Annotated in this window: 25 protein-coding genes; 13 read left to right on the plus strand and 12 right to left on the minus strand. The window is 73.3% G+C overall.

Translation table 11 applies throughout. The features are described 5' to 3' along the window. Positions 1-87: 87 nt before the first annotated feature. From NOD94_RS04450 to NOD94_RS04460, 3 genes are read right to left on the minus strand one after another with little or no spacing between them, the layout of a single operon-like run. Positions 88-699, minus strand: a complete 612-nt coding sequence (locus tag NOD94_RS04450; RefSeq protein WP_281204350.1) for an NAD(P)H-dependent oxidoreductase — start codon at positions 697-699, stop codon at positions 88-90. Continuing rightward, positions 696-1,796: an amidohydrolase family protein gene (locus tag NOD94_RS04455; protein ID WP_281204351.1), complete on the minus strand. Its 1,101-nt coding sequence runs from the start codon at positions 1,794-1,796 to the stop codon at positions 696-698. Before NOD94_RS04455 ends, NOD94_RS04450 begins: the two co-directional genes overlap by 4 nt. A gap of 17 nt (positions 1,797-1,813) precedes the next feature. Then, positions 1,814-2,116, minus strand: coding sequence for a hypothetical protein (locus NOD94_RS04460; RefSeq protein ID WP_281204352.1), 303 nt, complete (start codon positions 2,114-2,116; stop codon positions 1,814-1,816). 366 nt (positions 2,117-2,482) lie between these two features. Between NOD94_RS04460 and NOD94_RS04465 the strand changes: the two genes are divergently transcribed. Further along, positions 2,483-2,917, plus strand: coding sequence for a VOC family protein (locus NOD94_RS04465; RefSeq protein WP_281204353.1), 435 nt, complete (start codon positions 2,483-2,485; stop codon positions 2,915-2,917). A 287-nt stretch (positions 2,918-3,204) separates the two neighbouring features. Then, on the plus strand, positions 3,205-3,462 hold the full coding sequence (locus NOD94_RS04470; RefSeq protein ID WP_281204354.1) for a hypothetical protein: 258 nt from the start codon (positions 3,205-3,207) through the stop codon (positions 3,460-3,462). On the opposite strand, the gene NOD94_RS04475 is transcribed toward NOD94_RS04470, so the two are convergent. Beyond that, positions 3,459-3,695 carry a hypothetical protein gene (locus NOD94_RS04475; RefSeq protein WP_281204355.1) on the minus strand — a complete coding sequence of 79 codons (237 nt, stop codon included), beginning with the start codon at positions 3,693-3,695 and terminating at the stop codon, positions 3,459-3,461. The two genes, NOD94_RS04470 and NOD94_RS04475, sit on opposite strands and share 4 nt — an antisense overlap. A 161-nt stretch (positions 3,696-3,856) precedes the next feature. Here NOD94_RS04475 and NOD94_RS41385 point away from each other — a divergent pair, with 161 nt between their 5' ends. From NOD94_RS41385 to NOD94_RS04495, 4 genes are all read left to right on the plus strand, one after another. Continuing rightward, entirely contained in the window at positions 3,857-4,114 is a 258-nt protein-coding gene (locus NOD94_RS41385; RefSeq protein WP_348652313.1) for an FAD-dependent monooxygenase, read from the plus strand. Between the two features lie 270 nt (positions 4,115-4,384). Further along, positions 4,385-4,732, plus strand: coding sequence for a hypothetical protein (locus tag NOD94_RS04485; protein ID WP_281204356.1), 348 nt, complete (start codon positions 4,385-4,387; stop codon positions 4,730-4,732). Next, entirely contained in the window at positions 4,639-5,109 is a 471-nt protein-coding gene (locus NOD94_RS04490; RefSeq protein WP_281204357.1) for an FAD-dependent monooxygenase, read from the plus strand. Before NOD94_RS04485 ends, NOD94_RS04490 begins: the two co-directional genes overlap by 94 nt. 95 nt (positions 5,110-5,204) lie before the next feature. Beyond that, positions 5,205-6,470, plus strand: a complete 1,266-nt coding sequence (locus NOD94_RS04495; protein WP_281204358.1) for a cytochrome P450 — start codon at positions 5,205-5,207, stop codon at positions 6,468-6,470. 74 nt (positions 6,471-6,544) lie between these two features. Here the strand turns inward: NOD94_RS04495 and NOD94_RS04500 are convergent, their stop codons facing one another. Both NOD94_RS04500 and NOD94_RS04505 read right to left on the minus strand, forming a co-directional pair. Next, positions 6,545-6,964, minus strand: a complete 420-nt coding sequence (locus tag NOD94_RS04500; protein ID WP_281204359.1) for an ATP-binding protein — start codon at positions 6,962-6,964, stop codon at positions 6,545-6,547. Positions 6,965-7,088: 124 nt separating this feature from the next. Further along, positions 7,089-8,612 carry a PLP-dependent transferase gene (locus NOD94_RS04505; RefSeq protein ID WP_281204360.1) on the minus strand — a complete coding sequence of 508 codons (1,524 nt, stop codon included), beginning with the start codon at positions 8,610-8,612 and terminating at the stop codon, positions 7,089-7,091. Between the two features lie 72 nt (positions 8,613-8,684). On the opposite strand from NOD94_RS04505, the gene NOD94_RS04510 reads away from it, so the two are divergent. Further along, positions 8,685-9,608 carry a LysR family transcriptional regulator gene (locus NOD94_RS04510; RefSeq protein WP_281204361.1) on the plus strand — a complete coding sequence of 308 codons (924 nt, stop codon included), beginning with the start codon at positions 8,685-8,687 and terminating at the stop codon, positions 9,606-9,608. 121 nt (positions 9,609-9,729) lie between these two features. Here NOD94_RS04510 and NOD94_RS04515 read toward each other — a convergent pair whose 3' ends face one another. Together NOD94_RS04515 and NOD94_RS04520 are read right to left on the minus strand one after the other, a co-directional pair. Then, positions 9,730-10,281: a rhodanese-like domain-containing protein gene (locus NOD94_RS04515; RefSeq protein ID WP_281204362.1), complete on the minus strand. Its 552-nt coding sequence runs from the start codon at positions 10,279-10,281 to the stop codon at positions 9,730-9,732. 186 nt (positions 10,282-10,467) lie between these two features. Continuing rightward, positions 10,468-11,445: an amino acid ABC transporter permease gene (locus NOD94_RS04520; RefSeq protein ID WP_281204363.1), complete on the minus strand. Its 978-nt coding sequence runs from the start codon at positions 11,443-11,445 to the stop codon at positions 10,468-10,470. A 675-nt stretch (positions 11,446-12,120) separates the two neighbouring features. Between NOD94_RS04520 and NOD94_RS04525 the strand changes: the two genes are divergently transcribed. The 5 genes from NOD94_RS04525 to NOD94_RS04545 all read left to right on the plus strand — a co-directional run bounded on the left by NOD94_RS04525 (position 12,121) and on the right by NOD94_RS04545 (position 17,118). Beyond that, a complete protein-coding gene (locus NOD94_RS04525; RefSeq protein WP_281204364.1) occupies positions 12,121-13,281 on the plus strand; it encodes an LLM class flavin-dependent oxidoreductase in 1,161 nt (386 codons plus the stop codon). Between the two features lie 80 nt (positions 13,282-13,361). Next, on the plus strand, positions 13,362-14,324 hold the full coding sequence (locus NOD94_RS04530) for an ABC transporter substrate-binding protein (protein ID WP_281204365.1): 963 nt from the start codon (positions 13,362-13,364) through the stop codon (positions 14,322-14,324). Positions 14,325-14,356: 32 nt separating this feature from the next. Further along, positions 14,357-15,109, plus strand: a complete 753-nt coding sequence (locus NOD94_RS04535; protein ID WP_281204386.1) for an amino acid ABC transporter ATP-binding protein — start codon at positions 14,357-14,359, stop codon at positions 15,107-15,109. A 422-nt stretch (positions 15,110-15,531) separates the two neighbouring features. Beyond that, positions 15,532-15,891 (plus strand): subtilase-type protease inhibitor, encoded by a 360-nt coding sequence (locus NOD94_RS04540; protein ID WP_281204366.1) that lies wholly within the window; start codon positions 15,532-15,534, stop codon positions 15,889-15,891. A 435-nt stretch (positions 15,892-16,326) separates the two neighbouring features. Then, a complete protein-coding gene (locus NOD94_RS04545; protein ID WP_281204367.1) occupies positions 16,327-17,118 on the plus strand; it encodes a CAP domain-containing protein in 792 nt (263 codons plus the stop codon). Between the two features lie 148 nt (positions 17,119-17,266). Here NOD94_RS04545 and NOD94_RS04550 read toward each other — a convergent pair whose 3' ends face one another. Then, complete coding sequence (locus NOD94_RS04550) at positions 17,267-18,478, minus strand: FUSC family protein (RefSeq protein ID WP_281204368.1); 1,212 nt, start codon at positions 18,476-18,478, stop codon at positions 17,267-17,269. Between the two features lie 133 nt (positions 18,479-18,611). Here NOD94_RS04550 and NOD94_RS04555 point away from each other — a divergent pair, with 133 nt between their 5' ends. Next, positions 18,612-19,124, plus strand: coding sequence for a hemerythrin domain-containing protein (locus NOD94_RS04555; RefSeq protein WP_281204369.1), 513 nt, complete (start codon positions 18,612-18,614; stop codon positions 19,122-19,124). An 84-nt stretch (positions 19,125-19,208) separates the two neighbouring features. On the opposite strand, the gene NOD94_RS04560 is transcribed toward NOD94_RS04555, so the two are convergent. The 3 genes from NOD94_RS04560 to NOD94_RS04570 all read right to left on the minus strand — a co-directional run bounded on the left by NOD94_RS04560 (position 19,209) and on the right by NOD94_RS04570 (position 20,667). Continuing rightward, positions 19,209-19,601 carry a hypothetical protein gene (locus tag NOD94_RS04560; RefSeq protein ID WP_348652314.1) on the minus strand — a complete coding sequence of 131 codons (393 nt, stop codon included), beginning with the start codon at positions 19,599-19,601 and terminating at the stop codon, positions 19,209-19,211. A gap of 2 nt (positions 19,602-19,603) precedes the next feature. Then, positions 19,604-20,074, minus strand: a complete 471-nt coding sequence (locus NOD94_RS04565; protein ID WP_281204371.1) for a hypothetical protein — start codon at positions 20,072-20,074, stop codon at positions 19,604-19,606. Positions 20,075-20,223: 149 nt separating this feature from the next. Then, positions 20,224-20,667 (minus strand): hypothetical protein, encoded by a 444-nt coding sequence (locus NOD94_RS04570; RefSeq protein WP_281204372.1) that lies wholly within the window; start codon positions 20,665-20,667, stop codon positions 20,224-20,226. Between the last annotated feature and the right edge of the window lie 43 nt (positions 20,668-20,710).

Here is a 20,710-nt window from a genome sequence, read left to right on the forward strand (position 1 = left end):
TTCCGTGCGCGTGCGCGTCCCGCTGTTCGTGCCGTGCCGTGCCGTGCCGTGCCGCGCCCGTGTCAGGGGCGGTGCACCGCGGCGGCATCACCTCCCCGGTCGGTGCGACGGTGGTGCGGGTCCGCCCGTGGCCGGCCGCAGGGCCGTGGCCGTGGCCACGACCAGCCGGCCCAGTTCGTCGAGCCGTGCCGCGACGCCGCGGTCGACGATCTGCTCGTCGGACAGCGTCTGCGTGCCGTGGCACACCGGCACCTGCAGGGGTACCACCAGCGCCTGCAGCGCATGGGCGATCTGGACGAGAGTGGCGGCGGCCTGTACGGGGGCGATGGCCCCGTCGCCCACGGAGGCCACCCCGACGACCTTGCCGGCCAGCAGCGGCGGCCGGTCCTGGCGGAGGGCGTCGATGTGATCGAGCAGGTTCTTCACCGGTGCGCTCACCGAGCCGTGGTAGGCGGGAGTGCACCAGACGAAGGCGTCCGCGGCGCGGACCGCCTTGAGGAAACGTTCCGTGGCCGGATCCGGCGGTGCCTCGGGCGTGTGGAAGGGCAGCGGCTCCTCATCCACGGCCCACAGGCTGGTGCGGGCACCGGCCGCGCGCGCCCCGGCGAGCGCCCCCTCCAGGACCAGCCGGCTGCGGGAGCGGGGCCGGGTGCTGCCGCCCAGGCCGAGCACCCACACCCCGTCACCCCCGCCGCTCACCTCGCCTCCTCCGTGCCCAGCAGACGAAGACAGTTGCCGCCGAGGATCCCGTCGAGCGCGTCGGCGGGAATGTCCTCGCGCGCCCGCACGGCCTTCACCGAGCCCGTCATGCTGTGGTCGGCGTGCGGGAAGTCCGTCGAGAACAGGAGGACTTCGGCTCCCACCCGCTCGATCACCGCCCCGACGAACGGGTCCTGCGCCTCGCAGGAGACGAAGCACTGACGTCGGAAGTACTCCGAGGGAGGCATCGTGAGCCAGGGCACCTCCCAGCCCAGTTCCCGGTGGTGCGCGTCCATCCGGTCCAGCCAGTACGGCAGCCAGCCGCAGCCGGCCTCCATGAAACCGATCCGCAACCGGGGAAAGTTCGCCAGGACGCCACCGAGGACCAAGGAGGTCACCGCCAGCATCTGTTCGACGGGATGCGAGATGAGGTGGGAGCAGATTCCGCTCTCGAACCGGTCGACGCCCGCCGTCGCGCCCGGTGCGAAGCCGGTGCCCTCGTGGACGATGACCGCCAGTCCGCGCCGCTCGATCTCCCGCCACACCGGGTAGTGGTAGCGGTCGTCGAGCGTCCGGCCGAGTACCGGATTGGGGCCCATGAGGACGGCCCGGAAGCCCGACTCGTGCGCCCGCCGGACCACGTCCACCGCCATGGCGGCGTCCTGCCGCGGCACGATCGCCACCGGTACCAGCCGGCCGGCGGACTGCGCGCAGTGCTCCCGGACCCAGTCGTTGTAGGCCATCGCCATGGCGGTCGCGAGTTCGGGATCCCGCACGGCGCCGACCGCGAGCCCCTGGCTGGGGAGCAGTACGGCCGTGTCGATCCCCTCGTCGTCCATCCGCCGGATGCGGGCGTTCACGTCCTGGCTCAGGGTGATGTTGGCGCGGTACCCGGCGAGTTCGGCCTCGGACATCACCCGGCGTGGCGCCCGACCACGCCCTTCGGGTACCGGGAGGAGCCTCGATTCGACCAGGAGGCGATCCATTCCCCAACTGTCCGGGGCCCTTCGGGGGGCCTGCCGGCGCATGCTCGGGTCGATCCGCTCCTCCCACATGTCCCAGGGTTCGACGACGTGGGCGTCAGCATCAATGACCATGGGGAGGAACTCACCGCCTAACGCAGGATCGCGATGTTGGGCACGTCCGGGAACACCTCGTGACCCGTGTGAACCTCGAAGTCGGCCTTCACCCGTGGAAGACCGTTCAGTTTGTCGACGAACACCTCGTTGGCGTGCCAGATCTCCTCGGCGAGGCGCTCGGCCTCGGCGCCGAACACCTCGTTCTCCAAAGGCTCTTCCTGTTCGACCGGCCCCGCCACGAGGGCCTCGGCCACGACCGCTCCACCCGCCGCGGCGCGTACGCGCGCCTGCTGCTCGGGAGTGAGCGGAATACGGATCACGGCGATTCGACTGCCCATTCCTGGCCCTTTCCTTCCACCGCCCGAATGATGCGCCGCGATCAGTGCGAAAGTGCCGGGTCGAAGCAATGCGGAGCAAGAGGCGGGTTGCCCTGGTGATGGATCGAGAACGGAGGGAGCGAACCGTCGCGAGGATCAGGATCAGGATCAGGATCAGGAGCGGGATCGGGATCTTCATCGGGATCCGTATCCGGTACGTCGATCACGGATCCGCGGGGACGGCATTCCCATTGCGGCGCTCCGACGAAGCGTAGGAACCCCGCCGCCCCGGGGCAAGACGTACAAACACGCCATGATCCGGGCCGCCGCCCGCCCTCGTCGCACGCCTTCCGGGGATCGGGTCGGACCCCGTGTTAGCTTCCGGTCATGGACCAGCGCGTCAGTCTGATCACCTTGGGCGTCACGGACCTCGGGCGTTCCCGGGCGTTCTACGAAAGCCTCGGTTGGCGGGGCCAGGAGGTGGAGGAAACCGTCTTCTTCCAGGCCGGCGGCCTCGGGCTGGTCCTCTGGGGCCGGGAGGTGCTGGCGCTGGACTGCGGCCTCCCCGACGGTCGTGGCACTGGTTTCGCAGGCATCGTCCTCGCCCACAACCTGCGGTCCCGACAGGACGTCGACGCCCTCCTCGCCGCAGCGCGGCGGGCCGGGGCCACCGTCACCGAACCGGCGCGGGAAACGTCCTACGGCGGCTACGCGGGCTGTTTCGCCGACCCCGACGGCCACCTGTGGGAGATCGCCCACAACCCCGGCTTCCCCCTCGCCGAGGACGGCTCCCTGACCATTCCGGACCTCGGCCCCCCGTAACGGCGTCCCGGCGGGGCCGCGCGGACGCGTGCCGGACTTGAGGGATGTTCCGAGGACGTCGGGCCTGGGCTCGGGCGTTCGGGCGGTGCCTCCGACGAATGGACGCGGGTCATGGAAACCGCCCGTCCGGCAGTTGGTCCGGTGCCGGATCCGTCGGCGGTGTTGCCGTCGATCGCCTCGTCCACGCGGGTGCGCGCCCACGACCGGCCCGGCACGACCAGGCTCGACGACGAACCGGGCGCTTCGACCCCGGTCCACCGGCGCTTCCGCGCCCCGTACCCGGCGTCGTGCTCACCTCGGACCGCCCCTGGGACCTCCGCGTCGGGTCCGACGGCTCGACGTGGCCCGCGTGGCCGGCGGCGCAGGACCGCCTGGCCCGGGACCCGCACTCCCGCCACGTCACCGTCACCGACAGCGGTCACGCCATCGTGGTCGAGCGGCCGGCCCTCGTCGCGCGGGCCGTCCGCGAGGCCGTCCACCGGGCCCGCGACACAGGCAACCGCCGGCGCGGCCCGACGACGGGCGCTCGTGATCGATGCGCCTAGTGCACGCTCCAGGTGAACTTGCCGCCGCCCACCCAGCGGACGGCCTCCGGGTCGTCGAGGTCGTGGACCGTGACGCCGGCCTCCGCGGCGACGAGCAGTACGTCCGTCATCGACCTCGCCCGGCCGATGAACTCCCCGTCGACCTCGACGAGGCGGAAGGGCGGATCGCCGGGCTGCACCGCCAGGACGGTGACCCGGGCCGCGGAGATGTGGGGCGTCGAACTTTCGGTCATGCGGAGACGGTTCCACGTCTCGGGCGCCGGCGGGCGCGGCGACACGAACGGAAACGGCGTTCGTCGCGCCGGGAACCCGGTCACGGCCCCGGATCGGGCCGGCCGGTCCGGGGAGCCGTGACACGGTGGACCCTTCCGGCCACAGCACTGGACTGCCGGGCATGGGGGGCGACGTGGACGTGGGCGTGGAAGTTGTGGTGGTCGGGGCGGGGCCGGTCGGGCTGACCGCCGCACCGCTGCTCGCGCGAGCGGGGCTCGGGGTGGTGGTGGAACGCCGACCCGGGCCGGTCACCGAATCCCGGGCCACCGACCCGCACGCGCGGACCCTGGGGAGGCCCCGACCCCGAGCTGGAGGCCCCGACCCCGAGCGGGCCGGCCGGGCTGCTGCTCCCGCTGAGCCGGCGCGTGGACACCGTTGACATGTGGTCCGGGGGACGCAGGCTGGGCGGTTTCGGGCCGGCCGGGCTGCCGTCCCCGTCCCCGTACCCGTACCCGTACATCCTGACCGTCCCCCAGTGCGCGACCGAGGGCCTGCCAGCCGCGGAGGCCGAGCGCCGGGGCGTACGGATCCACCGCTCGGCGGCCGTCCGTACGGTCGCCGAGGATGCCGGCGGCGTCACCCTGCGGGCGGACGGCGTCGGGCCGGTGCGGGCCCGACAGGTCGTGGCGGCCGACGGGCGTCGAGCACCTTGCGCACCCTGGCCGGTATTGCTTTCCGCGGCCGTACCTACGCCGGCACCTGGCAGCTCGCCGACCTGAAGGTGGAGGACCCCTCCCTCGACCCGGCCCGCGTCCATATGGTCGGCGGACCGCGCGGCCTGCTCGTCGTACTGCCGATGTCCCTCGACGGCTGGGTGCGAGTGGTGCTGCACCTGCCGCACGGTCCCCGACCGGGGTCCGGTGACGACCCCGGGGCGCTCGCCGCGGAGGCGGCGGCCCGCGGATGGACGCTGTCGTCCGCGAATGCCGCTGGACAAGTGCCTTCCGTACGCAGCGACGCCTCGCCGCACACCACGGCAGCCGCCGGGTGCTGCTGATCGGCGACGCCGCGTACGTGTGCGGCCCGGTCGGCGGCCAGGGGCTCGACCTCGGCCCGCGGGACGCCGTGACGCAGGCGGCCGCCCTGCCCGAAGTGACGGCCCCGCCCGAAGTGACGGCCCCGCCCGGTGTGACGGTCCTGACCGGTGGCACCGGGCCGCAGGCCGTCGACCCGCTCACCGCCTGGCGCCGGGCCCGCCGCGCCGACGCCCTGCGCGTGCTCGCCCGTACCGATCTCGCCACCCGCGCCTGGACCCCGCGCGCGTCACCCGCCCGCGCCGTACGGGACACCGCCCCGCGCGGCGTCCTCGTCACCCCGGCCGGGCGCCGCCTGCTGGACGAGGCCGTCGCGGGCCCGCACCCGGACCGCTCCTGACCCTCCCGACGGGTGCCGGCGGCGGTGGTGAGGCGCCGCGCCAACCCGGGCGGCAGACCCCGCGTGCGGCCCGGATCGCCGGGTAGGCGCCGGGCATGCCCCTCCCGATGATCGACGGCACGGCCTCCCTGTGGACGCACGGTTACGCCTGGCTGCCCGACCTGCGCCGGCGCGGGGGCCCCGACGGCGGCCCGGTGCGCACCCGGGTGTTCGGACGGCGCGCGATCGTCCTGCACGGCCCGGCCGACGTCGCGTTCTTCTACGACGAGCGGCACGTCCTGCGTCACGACGCGCTGCCCGGCCCGGTGCTCGACACCCTCTTCGGCCGGGGCGCCGTCCACACCCTCGACGGTGACGCGCACCGGGTCCGCAAGGCGATGTTCGTCTCCCTGCTCACGTCACGCGAGGGCGTCGCCGCGCTGGTGGACCGGATCGGGACCCACTGGCACGAGGCCTTCGCGCGGGCCCGCGGCCGGGAGATCGTGCTCTTCGATCAGGTTGCCGCGGTGCTCGCCGAGGCGGTCTGCGACTGGGCGGGTCTGCCGGTGACCCAGGACGCGGCCCGCGAGATCGCCGAGGACTGCGTCGCGATGGTCGACGGCTTCGCGACGCCCGGGCCCCGTCGCTGGAAGGCCCGCCGGGCCCGGGTCCGTCAGGAACAGGGCCTGGCACACGCCGTGACGGACGTACGGGCCGGCCACGTCCATCCCGGTGTCCTCACCGTCCCGGGCGGCGGCAGCGGGCCGCCCCGCTCGGTCCTGGAGACGGTGGCCCACCACCTCGACGCCGACGGAATGCCGCTCGACCCGCACACCGCCGCGGTCGAACTGCTCAACATCATCCGGCCGACCGTCGCGATCGCCTGGTTCGCCGCCTTCGCCGAGCACGCCCTGAGGCGAAATCCCGAGCTGCGCGCGGGGCTGCGTGCGGGGGACTGGGCGTACGCACGGGCCTTCGCCCACGAGGTCCGCCGGTTCTACCCGTTCGTCCCCTTCGTGGGCGGGGTCGCCGCCCACGATCTCGAACACCGGGGCGGGACCGTACCCGCGGGCACCCTGGTCCTCCTGGACGTCTACGGCGCCCACCACGACCCGGACCTGTTCGACCGGCCGTACAGCTTCGACCCGACCCGGTTCCTGGGCCGGGAACCGGACGGCGACCTGCTGGTCCCGCAGGGCGGGGGAGACGTCGGTACTGGGCACCGTTGCCCCGGCGAGGACATCGTCGTCGGCGTCCTGACGGCCCTGGCCACGGCGCTCGGTCGGTTGGAACGCACGGTTCCCCGCCAGGACGAGACGATCCCGCTGAACCGGATACCCACCCGGCCGCGCAGCGGAATGGTCCTGAGGCCCTCGTACTGAGTACGGGGCACGCCGAGAGCACACCTTCGCAGCGACGACCGCCCCCGATGGGATCAGGCGGCCGCGACATGGGATCAGGCGGCCGCGACCGTCAGTCGGGCGCGGACCGTCTTGCCCCCGGCCTCGGTCGGGTGGACGGTCACCTCGCGGGCGAGGTGACGGATGAGGATCCACCCCCAGCCTCCGGTGCCCTCGACGTGCGGCGCCCGGGTGACGGGATGCTCCGGACTGCCGTCGGTGACGTCGATGTCGAGCCGTTCCCCGTGCAGGGCCAGATCCAGGGTGCAGGGTCCGGCGGTGTGTCGGACCGCGTTGGTGACGAGCTCGGTGACGATCAGCAGGGCCGCGTCCTCCGCCGGCGGGGACACGTTCCGGGGGTGGTCGGCCGCCTCGTGCAGGAACCGGGACGTGGCCGCGCGCGCCCGGTTGGCGGCGGCGCGGTCGCCCGCCAGGTCGAGGTGCAACCGGGGATGCTGGAGGAGTGCAGGAGTCATCGGTGGTCTCCTGGTCGCGGCTCTACAGGGCTCTCACAAGAACCCGCCTGCCCGGCATCGGCGGCCTCATTCCCCGTCGCCCTTGCCGTTCTCCTGTCCCGCCCCCCGTCCTACCGTTCGCCGCTCAGGACGCGACGACGCGCAGCCGGGAGACGGCCGGGTCGACGGCGCCGCGTACGTGGCCGCCCGGAGCGGCGGCGGTCCGGCGCAGGAACGCCACGGTTTCGGCGGTGATCACCTCGCCGGGCAGCACGTTGGGGATGCCGGGCGGGTACGCGGCGAGCGTGTCGGCGCTGATCAGGCCGACCGCCGCCGCCGCGGGCACCACCCGGGACGGGCTGAGGAACGCCTCGCGGGCGGTGAGTCGTGCGGCGCCCGGTCGGGGCAGGCTCAGCGGTTCCCGCGACGGGCCGTCGGAGCCGGTGAGCGGGGAGGGCAGGCGGTGCAGGGCGTCGACGAAGCGTTCGGTGTCCGGGGCGGAACCGGCTCCGAACACGGCGACGAGCGCGGAGTCGGTGGAGACCTCGACCATGATCCGGTGGTCCCGGGAGAGTGATTGCCGGGCCTCGTGCCCGGTGATTCCGCCGGCCCGGGTGTCGACGGCGATCCGCAGCGGATCGGCCGCCGTGATGTCGGGGAAGCGGTGGAAGCGGTCGCAGACCAACCCGAAGCGGCCCCGTGCCCGGACGGCGCCCCGCACCGCGTCCGCCGCCGCGACGGAGCCCGTGATCCGGTCTGCGCCCGACACGAGGGCGCGGCGGGCGAGGTCCAGCGAGGCGGTGAGGAGGGCGCTCGCGCTCGTCGACTGCACCAGCCGGAAGCACCGGTCCACGAGCGGTTCGAGCCGGTCGGCGAACGGACCGTCCGCCAAGTGCAGCATCGCCGACTGTGTGAGGCTGCCGGCGAGCTTGTGCGTGCTGGAGGTCACCAGGTCCGCGCCGAGCGCGAGGGCGCCGGCCGGCAGCGCGGGGTGGAATCCGAAGTGGGAGCCCCACGCCTCGTCGACGATCAGGGGGACCCCGGCGGCGTGGGCCGCGTCGGCGATGGCCCGTACGTCGGCCACGGCACCGAAATAGCTCGGGGAGACGACGTACACGGCGGCCGCGTCCGGTGCCCGCCGGAGCGCCTGCGCCACGTCACCCGCCGTCACACCGTGGGCGATGCCCTGCTCCGGGTCGACGGAGGGTTGCACGAAGACCGCGTCCAGACCGGACAGCACCAACCCGTCGACGACGCTGGAGTGCACGCTGCGCTGCACGACGAGCGTCCGCCCGAGGGCGGGAGCGACCATCGAGGCGATCTGGTTCCCCTGGGAGGCGCCGTTCGTCAGGAACCACGTACGCCGCGCCCCCCAGGCGCGGGCGGCCAGGGCCAGTGCCTGCTCCAGCGGGTTGTCCGGGCCGACGTCGAGCCCGTCCAGCAGCGGAGGGAAGTCCAGGGCGGTGACCCGGGCTCCGAACCGGTCGGTGAGCGCCGACCCGGGGGCGGCGGCGTGTCCGGGGACGTTCAACCGCAACCAGTCCCGGCCCGAGTGGGCCACGAGGGCCTCGGCGTACGGGGCGTACGACTGGTCGGTGGTGGTGGCGGCGGACGCGGCGGCGGGCCGGTTCGGGGGGAGCGGGGGGAGCGGGGCGGTTCGCGTGTTCACCCGTGGAGCGTGACACCTCACCGGCCATCGAGGAATGGTGGTGTTTTCTGTAGCCCTCCATACCCTGTCTATATGCTCGACGTCCGTCATCTCCAGGTCCTGCGCTCGATCGCCCAGGAGGGCTCGCTCGCCGGCGCCGCCCGCGCGCTGCACTACAGCCAGCCCACGATCACCCACCACCTGGCAGCGCTGGAATCGCATTTCGACGCCCGCCTCGTCCGACGCGGACCGCGCGGCGCCACCCTGACCGAACTCGGCGAGGCCCTGCTGCCGCACGCCGAGGCCGTGCTGGAGCGCCTGCGCCACGCCGAAGTGGAGGTCCGTGAACTCGCCGAACGCGGTGCGCGCACCCTTCACATCGGTACCTTCCCCACCGCCGGAGCCCTGCTGCTCGCCCCCGCCGTCAAACGCCTCCACCAACAGGGCGTCCACATCTCCCTCACCGAGGGTGAACTCCCCCTGCTTCTCAAGGGGTTGCGGGCCAGGGAGCTCCAGGCAGCCCTCGTCTTCTCCCAACCCGGCGACCGCCTGGACCTGGACGAAGCGTTCGAACTGCACCCCCTGCTTGCCGATCCGCTCCTTCTGGTCATGCCTCGGGACCATCCGTGCGCCGTCCTGGACCGGGTCCCGCTGACCGAGCTGCGCGACACCGCCTGGGTGGGGGCCGCCGACCCCCATGATCCGTGCGACCGGGTCCTGACCTGGGCCTGCGCGCAGCAGGGCTTCGAGCCCGTCCACGCCATGCGCACCGACGACTACGCCGTCGTGCAGGGCCTAGTGGCCGCCGGTACGGGTGTCGCCCTCGTCCCGCGCCTCGCCCTCGGCGCCCCTCACCCCGACCTGGTCGTGCGGCCTCCGGCGGGCCCCGACCTCGCGCGGGAGATCAGCGTCGTCGTACTCCGTTCGACCGCGGCCGGCAGCGCCCGGGAAGTGGTCGCGGCGCTGCTGGAACAGGCCGCGCTGATCACGGACCGCTGGGCCGCATCCGACCGATGATCCTCGGCACCTCTCGGCACCTCTCGGCACTGCTCGGCACTGCTCGGCACTGCTCGGCACTGCTCGGCACTGCTCGGCGCGCGGAGGAAGCCGAGCCGGCGGTATCCGCGCGGATGCCCCGTCATCGAGCGGGTCCCGCGCCCTCCCGCCGGTTGAACGGGAGGCGGCCCAGCACGACCGCCATGCCGCAGGTGTTGCTGAGAGCGGAGAAGACCAGCCCGCCCGCGACGCCCGCGGACAGCAGCTGGAAGGCGGGGTGCGCGACGAGGCCGAGGACCAGACCGAGCAGGACCAGCGCGCCCGCCGAGAAGCGGACCTGGCGCTCCATGGCCCAGACGGCCCGCGGCCGGCCGTCGGGGTGGTCGAGACGGTGGCCGCCGGCCGACCAGGCCGCGGTGCCGCCGGTGAGGACCGCGGCGTCGATGCCGTGGGAGGTCAGGACGGCGACGGCGTTCTCCGCGCGGGCCCCGGAGGCACACACCACCAGCAGCGGTTTGCGGGCGGACGCCCGCCGGAGGTCCGGCAGGGACCGCCCGACGCGGTCCAGGGGCACGTTGACGGCGCCCGGCAGGTGACCGGACGCGAACTCGCCGGGGGTACGGACGTCCACGACGGTCAGCTCGTGGAGGCGGGGGAGCGCCTCGGGCACACTCAGGGCGGCGGTCACACTCATGGGGATCGTGATCCTCGGCAGGGGGAAGGGCGTGCGCGGCGGACGGTGGCACGTGCCGGGGATCCTAGGCTCGGGGGCGCCCCCGCGGCGGTTGCCGTGGCCGACTGCCACACGCTCGCCACGTTCCCGCAACAACGGGGGCGAACCCGGCGCCCGGTCCGCCCCCACGAACCGTTCCCGCGGGCCTCACCGGCCGCCGGGGGAGGTCAGTGTCCGCAGCCGGGCGCGCGCGACGGCCAGTCGAACGCGCAGCTGCGCCAGTGGAGTGGGCGGCAGACCGCGGGAAGTGCCGCGCGCGTAGTACCGCTCGACGTAGAACTGGCCCGCGCTCAGCACGGTGGTCACGGCGATGTACCAGAGCGTGGCCACCATCAGCAGCGGGATGACCTGGTAGTTCTGGTTGTAGGTCAGCTGCACCGAGTACAGCAGGTCGTGCACGGCCAGCACACTGACGATGCTGGTTCCCTTGAGCGTGCCGATCAGCATGTTCCCCGCGGTCGGCACGATCGAGCGCATCGCCTGGGGGACGACGATCCGGCGCAGGGTGCGGAACCTGCTCAGCCCGAGCGCCTGCGCGGCCTCGGTCTGACCGGAGTCCACGGACAGGACGCCGCCGCGCACCACCTCGCAGGCGTACGCGCTCTCGTGCAGGGTCAGACCGATGACCGCGGTGAGGGTCGGGCCGAGCAGGTTCACCGTCTTGACGGTGAAGAGTTCCGGGCCGTACGGGATGCCGAGTCCGAGCGTGGGATACAGGGCGCCGATGTTGAACCAGAACAGCAACTGCACCAGCAGGGGGGTGGACCGGAAGATCCATACGTAGCCCCAACTCAACGTCCTCAGTACCGGGTTGGTGGAGAGGCGCATCACCGCCAGGACCGTGCCGAGCAGGAAGCCGAGGACCATCACCGCGCCGGTCAGCCACAGCGTCAGCAGCAGTCCGTCGAGCACGGCGGACGTGGTGAAGTGCTTTCCCACCACGTCCCATTGGAAGGCCTCGTTGCGGACCACGGACGTGAGCACCATCGCGAACACCAGCAGGGCGACGGCGGCGGACACCTGACGGCCGGTGCGCCGGCGCGGAACGATCGGTGGCAGGGCGGAGGCGTCGGAGGTGATGGACGTGGCGGTCGACGGGGGAACGGTGGCGGTGGGCGTGGGCATCGCGGGGTTCTCCAAATGAGGGATGCGCGGGCGGTGGCGACCGCCCGGCGCCGCGCGCCGAAGGGCGCGGCAGGGGTGCTCCGCGGAGGAGTCGGGACCAGTTCGGTCCGGGTCGGTGCGTCGTCACGCTCACCGCGTCCCTCAACGCGGCGGGATCGGCCTCCCCGCACGGGGGGGCGGCCGGTCCGTCGCCGGATCGTACGTGCCGACGGCGTGGCCGTGTCAACCACGGGCGTTCACCGGGCGGGACGCGTCCGGCATCCGGTCCGTTGCTTGACGAAGCGCATCGTGTACTGCTCAAGTGGTCACATGAATGCCCATCAGCGCCTGGTTTCGCGCGACTACATCGACTTCGGTCGGGTGTGGTCCGCGACTTGTCGCGCCTGATGCGGCAGCGGGCTGTCTGACCGGCCCTTCCCTCCTTCGGTGACCCCGTCGCGGGCCGGGATCCCCCTCCGCACCACCCGTCGCGCGGCGTCCGCCCGCATCGGGACGCGGGGTGGCGAGTCCGGACGTGCGCTGCCCCGCCCCCCTTTCCGCGACGTGCCGCGTCGTCCACGTCGCATCCCCCGCGCCACCCCCTCCACGCACATATGACGCTACGTCACATGCCTTTGCGCAGAGGTCGGTTCGTGCTGCCCGCCCGTGATCCGCCGCACCCCGAAAGGCCACTCCATGCCCGTGGAATTCCTCGGCATCGCCGCCACCAACGACGGCTCCGAGACCACCGCCCGATCCGGCGCCTCCTTCGACAAGGAGTACACCCTCCGGCTCGCCCGGGCGCACGAGGACCACGGCTGGGACCGGGTGCTGTTCGCCTACGGCTCCGGCTCCCCGGACCCCGCGCCGGCGGCCGCGTACGTCGCCGGCAGGCTGGACCGGCTCCGGATCCTGCTCGCCCACCGGCCCAACGTCTCGTACCCCACCTTCGCCGCCAAGACCTTCGCGACCCTCGACCGGATCAGCGAGGGCCGGCTCGCCGTGCACTTCATCACCGGCGGCAACGACCACGAGCAGGGCCGCGAGGGCGACACCCTCACCAAGGACGAGCGCTACGCCCGCACCCGCGAGTACATCCGGATCGTCAAGAAGATCTGGACCACCCACGAGCCCTTCGACCACGAGGGCGAGCACTACCGTTTCCACGACTTCGTCAGCGACGTCTTTCCCGTCCAACAGCCGCGCCCCGACGTCTCGTTCGGCGGCTCCTCACCCGCCGCGTACGCGGCCGGGGGCGCCGAGGCCGACGTCTACTGCCTGTGGGGCGAACCGTTGGCGGAAACCGCCCTGCAGATCGAGGCGGTGAAGGCCGCCGCGGCGGCCGCGGGCCGCGCGGACGTGCCGCGCATCCAGGTGGCGTTCCGCCCGATCATCGCCCCGACCGAGGAACTGGCCTGGGAGAAGGCCCACCGCACGCTGGCGGCCATTCGGCAGCGGCGGCGGGCGGGCGGCCCCGCACGGCGCGGGCAGGGCGGCGTCACGGAGGCCGCGGCGCCCGAGAACACGGGATCGCAGCGGCTGATCGCCATCGCCGGGGCGGGCGAGCGCTACGACCGGGCCCTGTGGACCCCGACCGCCGCCGCCACCGGCGGCGCGGGCAACTCCAACGCCCTGGTCGGCACCCCGGAAACGGTCGCCCGGGCCCTGCTCGACTACTACGACCTCGGCGTCGACATCCTCTCCGCCCGCGGCTACGACCTCCTCGACGACGCCGTCGACTTCGGCCGGTACGTGATCCCCCTCGTCCGCGAGGAGGTCGCCAAGCGCGACGCCGCCCGGGCGGCCGCGCACCCGACCGCCGTCCCGCAGGACCGCCTGACCGGGGTCGGCGGGTGACGAACCCGCCGCCCCGCCCCGCCCCCCACCGCCCCGCCACAGCCCACCACCACGCCCCGCCATGGAAAGGCCTGTCCGCCGTGAACCTCCCCGGGAACGGGATCCGCACCCGTCTGCGCACCGCCGCAGCCCTTGCCCTCCTGCCCCTCCTGCCGCTGACCGCCTGCGGTTCCGGCGGCGGTAGCCCGGCGCCGGCGGGCGCCGCGCAGGCCTCCCCGGCCCCGGCCGACGACCCGGTCGCCGACGTACGGACCGTGGAGGCGATCGCCGCCCTGCTCCCCGCCGACGTCCGCAAGACGGGCAGCGTACGGATCGGCAGCTCCGTCGGCTCACCACCCTCGGCGTACTACCCGAACGGGCAGGACAAGCCGCCCGCCGGTCAGGACATCGACATCGCCAACGCGGTGGCGAAGGTCCTCGGCGTCAAGGCGGAACGGCAGGACGCCTCCTTCGAGACGATCCTGCCCGCCCTCGGCAGCGGAAAGTACGACCTGGGCACGGGCAACTTCGGCGTCACCGCTGAACGCCTGAAGACCATCGACTTCGTCACCTACATCAACGACGGCCAGGGCTTCGCCGTGAAGACCGGCAACACCACGCTGACCACGCAGGTCGACGACCTCACCCAACTGTGCGGACTGACCATCGGCACCGGGGCGGGCACGACCTTCGAGAAGACCCTCACCGCACAGCAGGGCGTGTGCGCCGCGGCCGGCAAGAAGCCCTACGAGGTCAAGGTCTTCTCGGAGCCCGGGGCCGTGACCACCGCGCTCCAGCAGGGCCGCATCGACGTCGTCATGTCGACGATCAACGGCCTGCGCCACCAGGCCGCCCAGCCCGCCGCGCAGACCACCTTCCTCGGCGAGTACCACCGCCTCGACGTGGGCTTCGCCTTCAAGAAGGGATCCCCGCTCACCCCCGCCTTCCAGGCCGCCGTCAACGAGCTGGTCAAGAACGGCACGTACGCCCGGATCCTGAAGAAGTGGGGCACCACCGCCTCCGCGATCGAGACGTCGCGGATCAACCCCGCCGAGCACACGTGAGCACCCCGGTCGCCGGCGCGCCGGCCGACGTCATGGTCGACGTACGCGGCGTCCACAAGAGCTTCGGCACGCTGGAGGTGCTGCGCGGCGTCGACCTGCTGGTCCGGGCCGGCGAGGTCACCGTGGTCATCGGCCCCTCGGGCTCGGGCAAGTCCACGCTCCTGCGCACCATCAACCACCTGGAGAAGGTCGACCGAGGTCTGATCCGCGTCGACGGCGAACTCATCGGCTACCGCAGCGCCCGCGGCAAGCTGTACGAGCTGGGCGAGAGCGAGGTCCTGAGGCAGCGCACGCACATCGGCTTCGTGTTCCAGAACTTCAACCTCTTCCCGCACCTCACCGTGTTGGAGAACCTCGTCGAGGCCCCGGTCTCCGCGCTCCGCCGGCCGCGGGAGCGGGCGCGGGAGTCGGCGCGCCGGCTGCTGGAGCGGGTCGGACTCGCGGACAAGGGCGACGCCTACCCGCGGCAGTTGTCCGGTGGGCAACAACAGCGGGTGGCCATCGCCCGGGCGCTCGCCCTCGAACCCAAGGTGCTGCTCTTCGACGAGCCGACCTCGGCCCTCGACCCGGAACTGGTCGGAGAGGTCCTGGACGTGATCAAGGACCTGGCCCGCGCCGGGACCACCATGATCGTCGTGACCCACGAGATCGGATTCGCCCGCGAGGTCGCCGACACCGTCGTGTTCATGGACGCCGGGGTCGTCGTGGAGCAGGGCCCGCCCGCCGCCGTCCTGGACGCGCCGCGGCAGGAACGTACCCGGGCCTTCCTCTCCAAGGTGCTCTGAGCCGTTCACCGGTTTCCGCGGCGGGGCCCGGTCCGCCGGGCCCCGAACGGGCGTGCGCAGCGGCCCGGACCGCTCCGATCCGGTCAAGCTGCGTGGCCGTTCGGTGAACGGCGCGCGGCGGCCGGCGGGTCGGGGCGCAGGTCACGGGTGGTGTCGCACGGGGCCGCCGATCACGCGGGGGGCGGACGCACCCCCTGTGAGCTGCCCGAACGACCATTCGGTGCCCGATATCCGAACGGGGTGTCCGTAAATCGGTCGTCGATGTGCGCCACCCCTTGGCATCGGACACTGTTGGCCAAGTCAGGCCGCGATATTGCAAGAAAGTATCGCGTTCAACCTTGGAATCGAAAGTGAGTTGTGCTGTGCGTCGCATCACCACGGTCTCTGCCGCCGCCCTCCTGTGTCTCGTAGGAGCTTCCGGTGTGGCCGAGGCCCGCCCCGCGAGCCTGTACGCCCCGTCCGCGATGGTCTTCACCGTCGTCCAGGGCGACAACGACACGGACACCGCCTTACGCGCCTCCACCCTCAGCTGCGCCCCCACCGCCTCGGGTACGCACCCCGACCCCGCGGCCGCCTGTGGGGCCCTGAACGCCACCGGCGGCGCCTTCGACCGGCTGCTGGCCGCCCCGGACCCGGAGCGGGCGTGCCCCATGCACTACGACCCCGTCACCGTCACGGCGGACGGCGTCTGGCAGGGCAGCCGTGTCGCCTGGAAGCACACGTTCTCCAACAGCTGCGCCATGAACGCGACCCTGAACGGCAACGCCGTCTTCGCGTTCTGATCCGCGGCGGAGGAACGGGCGGCCGTGCGGGTCGTTTGCCCTCCGGTTCCCTCCCGAACCCGTGACATGCGTCACGGCCCCCGCGCCGGTCCGGCGGCCCTTGTGGTGATCGTCGGCCCGGCGACATGTCGGCCTATGTCGCTATTTCACGTGGACATGCCTCACTCCGCCAGAAACGGAATTGATGGCTCCTGTTCGGCCTTCTCCAACGCGGCTGACGGGGGCCGGTTCTGGCGGTGCGCCAGCTGCCCGTCACAGCGGCCGCCACCCGGGCATGCACGATCTTCCAGCCGATTCAAGCCGTGTCCCGGACCCCCTCCGCGGCTCCGGGGCCGTGGCTTGCCAGGCCACTGCCGGGCTTCTAAGAATGGCGACTCCTCCGGCGCCTTCGCGGTCCGGCGCCGGGAGCTTCGCGATCACCGAGTGAGGTCCCGCATGAAGAAGCACCGTAAGAAGAAGCACCATCGGAAGATAGCCGTCGCCGTCGGGGCGCTGGCCATCGTGGGCGTGCCCACCACGGCCATGGCGTGCCTGGACACCCAGGAGAGCGGCCCCGTGCGGGTCGTCTCCTCCCAGCAGGACAGCCGCCCCTGGCACGGCGGCCCCGGCGCGCAGCAGCCCGTGCAGGCCCCGATCCAGGCCGGGGCGCCCGAGGCGGCACCGGCCGAACCCGTCGCGCTGCCCGTCGCCGAGCCGCCCGCCGACCCGGGCCCCGAGAGCCCGCTGCCGGCCGAGCAGCCGCAGCAGGCGCCGCAGCAGCCGGCGCAGCCGCCGGTCCAGCAGCCGCAGCCCGCGGAGCCGTCGACCGGGGCACCCGGGACCGGTGCCCCCACCGACGCCCAGGCCCCCACCGGCGCCGCTGCCGAGGTCCTCACGCTCGTCAACAAGGAGCGCGCCGCCGTCGGCTGTCCCGTGCTCACCGTCAACGAGAAGCTGACCAAGGCCGCGCAGGACCACAGCGCCGACATGGCCGCCCACTCCAACATGTCCCACACCGGCTCCGACGGTTCGGACCCGGGGCAGCGCATCACCCGTGCCGGTTACCAGTGGAGCACGTACGGCGAGAACGTCGCCTACGGCTACGACACCGCCGCGAAGGTCATGGAGGGCTGGATGAACAGCCCGGGGCACAAGCGGAACATCCTCGACTGCTCCTTCAAGGAGATCGGGATCGGCCTCGCCCAGCCCGGCCAGTACTGGACGCAGAGCTTCGGCGCCGCGCGCTGACCGCCCGCGCGACGCGCCGGCGCGCTGCGTACCCGGTGCGCACGTGGTGCCGACGTAGCGCCGACGCGACGCCGACCCGAGGCGCCGACGTACGACGTGGGGGCGGCCGGTATCCGGCCGCCCCGTCCGCGTACCCGCCCGACCGCGCTCAGACCCTCGTACCGGCGCGCCCCCGAGGCGCCCGCCCGGCGAGGGCGTGCAGCCGGGGATAGCGCGCGCGGCGCTCGCGCGAGTGCCGGTCCAGCTCCTCCATCAGGCGGGCCGAGCGCTTCTCCACCCCCAGTTCGTCCAGCACCCGGTCCGCGTCGGCCAGCAGGGACCCGTAGAGCTGCCACTCGTCGGGGCGCCGCGCGACCTGCTCCGGCAGCAGGGCGGCGAACCTGTCGCGGCTGCGGCGAGCGATGGCCAGCTCCTCGTTCAGCCGTTCCTCGGCCGCCTCCGCATTGGCGCTGACCTGGGCCGTCACGAGCTGGGCGAAGGACTCGACCGCGCCCGCCAGGTGCTCGTACACCTCCTGGAGCGCCTCCGCCACCGGCGGCGGCAACAGCGGCTCCGAGCCTCGGGTCCGGGCCATGTCGGTGAGGGTCCGGCACGACACCCGCAGCACCACCGCGCATATCTCCAGCGTGTCGAGGCCCGTCCGCAGCACGAGCCGGAAAAGGAGTCCCTCGCGGACGCGGGGATTCATCCGCAGGCTGTCCTCGGCCTGCCTCAGCGCCGCGTCGACCTCGGCGACGTCGTTGTCGAGCCGGCGGGCCTCGTGCAGCCGGGCGGCGGCCGACTCCATGGTGGTGGCGTGCTCCGCCTCACCGCCGATGTGCAGGAGGAGGGTGCGCATCCGCGTCGCGAGACCGGTGATGGCGGCGCTCGCCGGTTCCACCCACACGGGCGGGGCGACGAGGACGTTGAAGGCAAGGCCGACCGCAGCGCCGATCAGCGTTTCCAGGACCCGGTCCCAGGCGGTGTCCGCCACCCGGCTCACCCCGAGGACCAGCATGGCGCTGATCGCCACCTCGGGCACGAACTCCCCGGCCCGCACCAACCGGCCCACCACGAGCGACGCCAGGATGACCAGGCCGAGGCTCCACCACGTCAGACCGACCAGCGCGCTGAACGCGATCGCGACGAGGACCCCCGCGACCACCGAGTTCACCCGTCGGATACCGGTGGTGAGCGTCGTGTAGAGGGTCACCTGTACGACGAGGAGGGCGGTCAGTGGCGCCGTCAACGGCGCGGGTTCACTGCTGAGCCGTAGCGCGACGGCATAGGAGACGACGGCGGCCGCCGTCGAGCGGAGCGCTTGGACGACCGCTGGTTCTCGGCGTACCACGTGCAGGAGCGAGGCAAGTGCGTGGGTCATGCCCCTGCGCCTGCCCGCGCCCACCGGCGGAAACCCGTGACCGGGAGGTTTCGAGCTCCCGGGAGGTTTCAACCGCCCGGCGGCGAGCACGCGCCGGGTGAGGCAAGCGGACCCGAACGAGGAGGGAGCCGGCATGGCAGGCGACCGGCAGCACCAGGATCAGGAGCAGGACGTCGTGGCGTTGATCCTCAAGGACCACCGCAGGATGGAGGACCTGTTCCGGCGGATGCGGAGCGTGGAGTCGGACCGCGAGGACGCGCTGAAGAAGTTCTCCGCCCTGCTCATCGCGCACGGGGAAGCGGAAGAGGCGAAGGTGTACGGCGCCCTGAAGCGCTTCAAGGACGTGGACGACGAGGAAGTCGAACACGGCACGGAGGAGCATCAGGAGGGGAACGAGGCCCTCCTGGCCCTCCTGGAAGTCGACGAGGTCGGCTCCGACGCATGGGACTCCAAGCTGGAGGACCTGGTCAAGGCGGTCTCCCACCACCTGGACGAGGAGGAGCGGACCATCCTCAACGGTGCCAGGGAGAACGTCCCGGACGAGCGGCGGGCCGAGCTGGGAGCCGCCTTCCTGGAGGAACGCGCACGCCATCTGGAGGCGGACTGCGGCAGCGTCGAGAACGTCCGGGCCGTCGTGGGCAAGTGACCCGCGGTAGCCGCGGGCGCTCGCCGTACCGCCCGCCCCCGCCCCCGCCCCCGCCGCACGGGCGGGGGCGGCGACCGGGGCAGGTCACAGCGGCCGAGGCAGCCCGATCAGCGGCGTGCGCACCGGGGTGGCCGGGCCGCCGAAGAGCGCCAGCTGACGGCCGCCCGGGTTGGTCTGCAACGGGACGAGCTCCCAGTTGTTCGTCAACCGGACGTTGCCCGACGGGTCGACCTCCACGCCGGTGTTGCGCACCGGCCCGTCGAAGCCGTACCCGGCGGAAGCCGGCGAGATGGGCTGCCCGGTCCGGTGCCCCGGGGGACAGGCCTCCGTCCGCACCCCGCACGACCGGGTCACCCGCTGCCCCGAGAAGTCCGCCACCCACACCGTGTCCGAGCCGTCCACGGCGATGCCCCACGGCAGCAGCAGGCTGCCCGTCGTGAACGACGCCGCCGGGGTCGAACCGTCGGGGTCGAGCATGATCACCGAGGCGCCGTCCGCCGCGGGACCGCCCGCCGGGCCCGCCGAGTCGGCCAGGTCCTGGGAAGTGTCGTCCTCGCACGGTTCACCACCCAGGCGTCCCCCGCCCTGTCGAAGGCGATGTTCCCCGGACCGTCGAACTCCCGCCCGTTGCCCTCGTAGCGCAGGGCCGGCGTCCACGCCGTCGGCGCCGCGTCGAGCGCCGGCGTGTACACCGGGTGGCGCCGCGCCAGCGCGAACACCGCGCCCGGCCGCGTACCCGGCGCGCGGGCGATGTCCGCCACCGCCTGCAGGGTGTCCCGGGGCCGCTCGCCGCCGGGCACCCGCGCCGCTTCGAACAGTTCCGCGCAACCCCGGACCCCCGCCGTGCACGCGGCGAGCGCGTCGGCCGGGGAGTTGAAGGCGCGCAGCGTGGAGGTCTGCCCGCCGTTGGGCGGCGCCGCCAGGAAGGGGGAGACCCCGCCGGTGCTCACGTCCGCCAGGTTGTGCGCCACCGACGCGGCGTTGCGCGGCCCCGGCCAGGGCCCCGCGACGCCCCCGTCCCGCGTGAACTGGGCCAGCGCGAAGCCGGCGGCTTTCAGATCCGGGGGGCGTCCTCCCGGTCCCGCCGGGTCCGGTCCGGTCAGCCGTCGGTGTGCGGGCGGGGGCGGGTCAGGCGTCCGTCGAGTGCGACGTCCAGCCAGGTGTAGCAGTCGCCGGTCCACAGGCCGACCTCCGCCCGGCACCCCGCGCGGGCGAGGTTCGGCCCGTCGGTGCCGCCCGGCCCGCAGCAGCCCGACCAGCGGCCGCGGATCCTCGTGGTTCCCACGAGGTCGCCCGGGCTCAACAGCAGGTCCACCCCCGGCTCGTGCCCCGCGCGCGACCCGCGGAAGGACTTGGGCGGTGGGCCCCAGGCGGTCCGGCCCGGATCCGGGTCGCGGGCGAAGGTGCCCGGCGCCATCCTGGGCGGGCACGGGTCCACGGGGGAGTCGAGCGGCGTCCACACCTCGCCGTCGGCCGGCGGCGGCACCTCGCGGACCGGGGCGGACAGCCGGTGGCCGCAAACGGCGCAGTCGAAGACGATCACAGGGGCATCCTGCCGGGCCGGTTCGCCGACCTCCAACTCGTCG

It is taken from the genome of Streptomyces sp. Isolate_45 (assembly GCF_024721315.2).
Classification (GTDB): Bacteria; Actinomycetota; Actinomycetes; order Streptomycetales; family Streptomycetaceae; genus Streptomyces.

Bases quoted from the DNA above. Each gene is read 5' to 3' on its own strand.
- NOD94_RS04455 (WP_281204351.1), bottom strand. From the start codon at position 1,796: ATGGTCATTGATGCTGACGCCCACGTCGTCGAACCCTGGGACATGTGG.
- NOD94_RS04460 (WP_281204352.1), bottom strand. From the start codon at position 2,116: ATGGGCAGTCGAATCGCCGTGATCCGTATTCCGCTCACTCCCGAGCAG.
- NOD94_RS04465 (WP_281204353.1), top strand. From the start codon at position 2,483: ATGGACCAGCGCGTCAGTCTGATCACCTTGGGCGTCACGGACCTCGGG.
- NOD94_RS04475 (WP_281204355.1), bottom strand. From the start codon at position 3,695: ATGACCGAAAGTTCGACGCCCCACATCTCCGCGGCCCGGGTCACCGTC.
- NOD94_RS41385 (WP_348652313.1), top strand. From the start codon at position 3,857: ATGGGGGGCGACGTGGACGTGGGCGTGGAAGTTGTGGTGGTCGGGGCG.
- NOD94_RS04490 (WP_281204357.1), top strand. From the start codon at position 4,639: ATGGACGCTGTCGTCCGCGAATGCCGCTGGACAAGTGCCTTCCGTACG.
- NOD94_RS04495 (WP_281204358.1), top strand. From the start codon at position 5,205: ATGCCCCTCCCGATGATCGACGGCACGGCCTCCCTGTGGACGCACGGT.
- NOD94_RS04500 (WP_281204359.1), bottom strand. From the start codon at position 6,964: ATGACTCCTGCACTCCTCCAGCATCCCCGGTTGCACCTCGACCTGGCG.
- NOD94_RS04510 (WP_281204361.1), top strand. From the start codon at position 8,685: ATGCTCGACGTCCGTCATCTCCAGGTCCTGCGCTCGATCGCCCAGGAG.
- NOD94_RS04515 (WP_281204362.1), bottom strand. From the start codon at position 10,281: ATGAGTGTGACCGCCGCCCTGAGTGTGCCCGAGGCGCTCCCCCGCCTC.
- NOD94_RS04520 (WP_281204363.1), bottom strand. From the start codon at position 11,445: ATGCCCACGCCCACCGCCACCGTTCCCCCGTCGACCGCCACGTCCATC.
- NOD94_RS04525 (WP_281204364.1), top strand. From the start codon at position 12,121: ATGCCCGTGGAATTCCTCGGCATCGCCGCCACCAACGACGGCTCCGAG.
- NOD94_RS04535 (WP_281204386.1), top strand. From the start codon at position 14,357: ATGGTCGACGTACGCGGCGTCCACAAGAGCTTCGGCACGCTGGAGGTG.
- NOD94_RS04545 (WP_281204367.1), top strand. From the start codon at position 16,327: ATGAAGAAGCACCGTAAGAAGAAGCACCATCGGAAGATAGCCGTCGCC.
- NOD94_RS04550 (WP_281204368.1), bottom strand. From the start codon at position 18,478: ATGACCCACGCACTTGCCTCGCTCCTGCACGTGGTACGCCGAGAACCA.
- NOD94_RS04555 (WP_281204369.1), top strand. From the start codon at position 18,612: ATGGCAGGCGACCGGCAGCACCAGGATCAGGAGCAGGACGTCGTGGCG.
- NOD94_RS04560 (WP_348652314.1), bottom strand. From the start codon at position 19,601: ATGCTCGACCCCGACGGTTCGACCCCGGCGGCGTCGTTCACGACGGGC.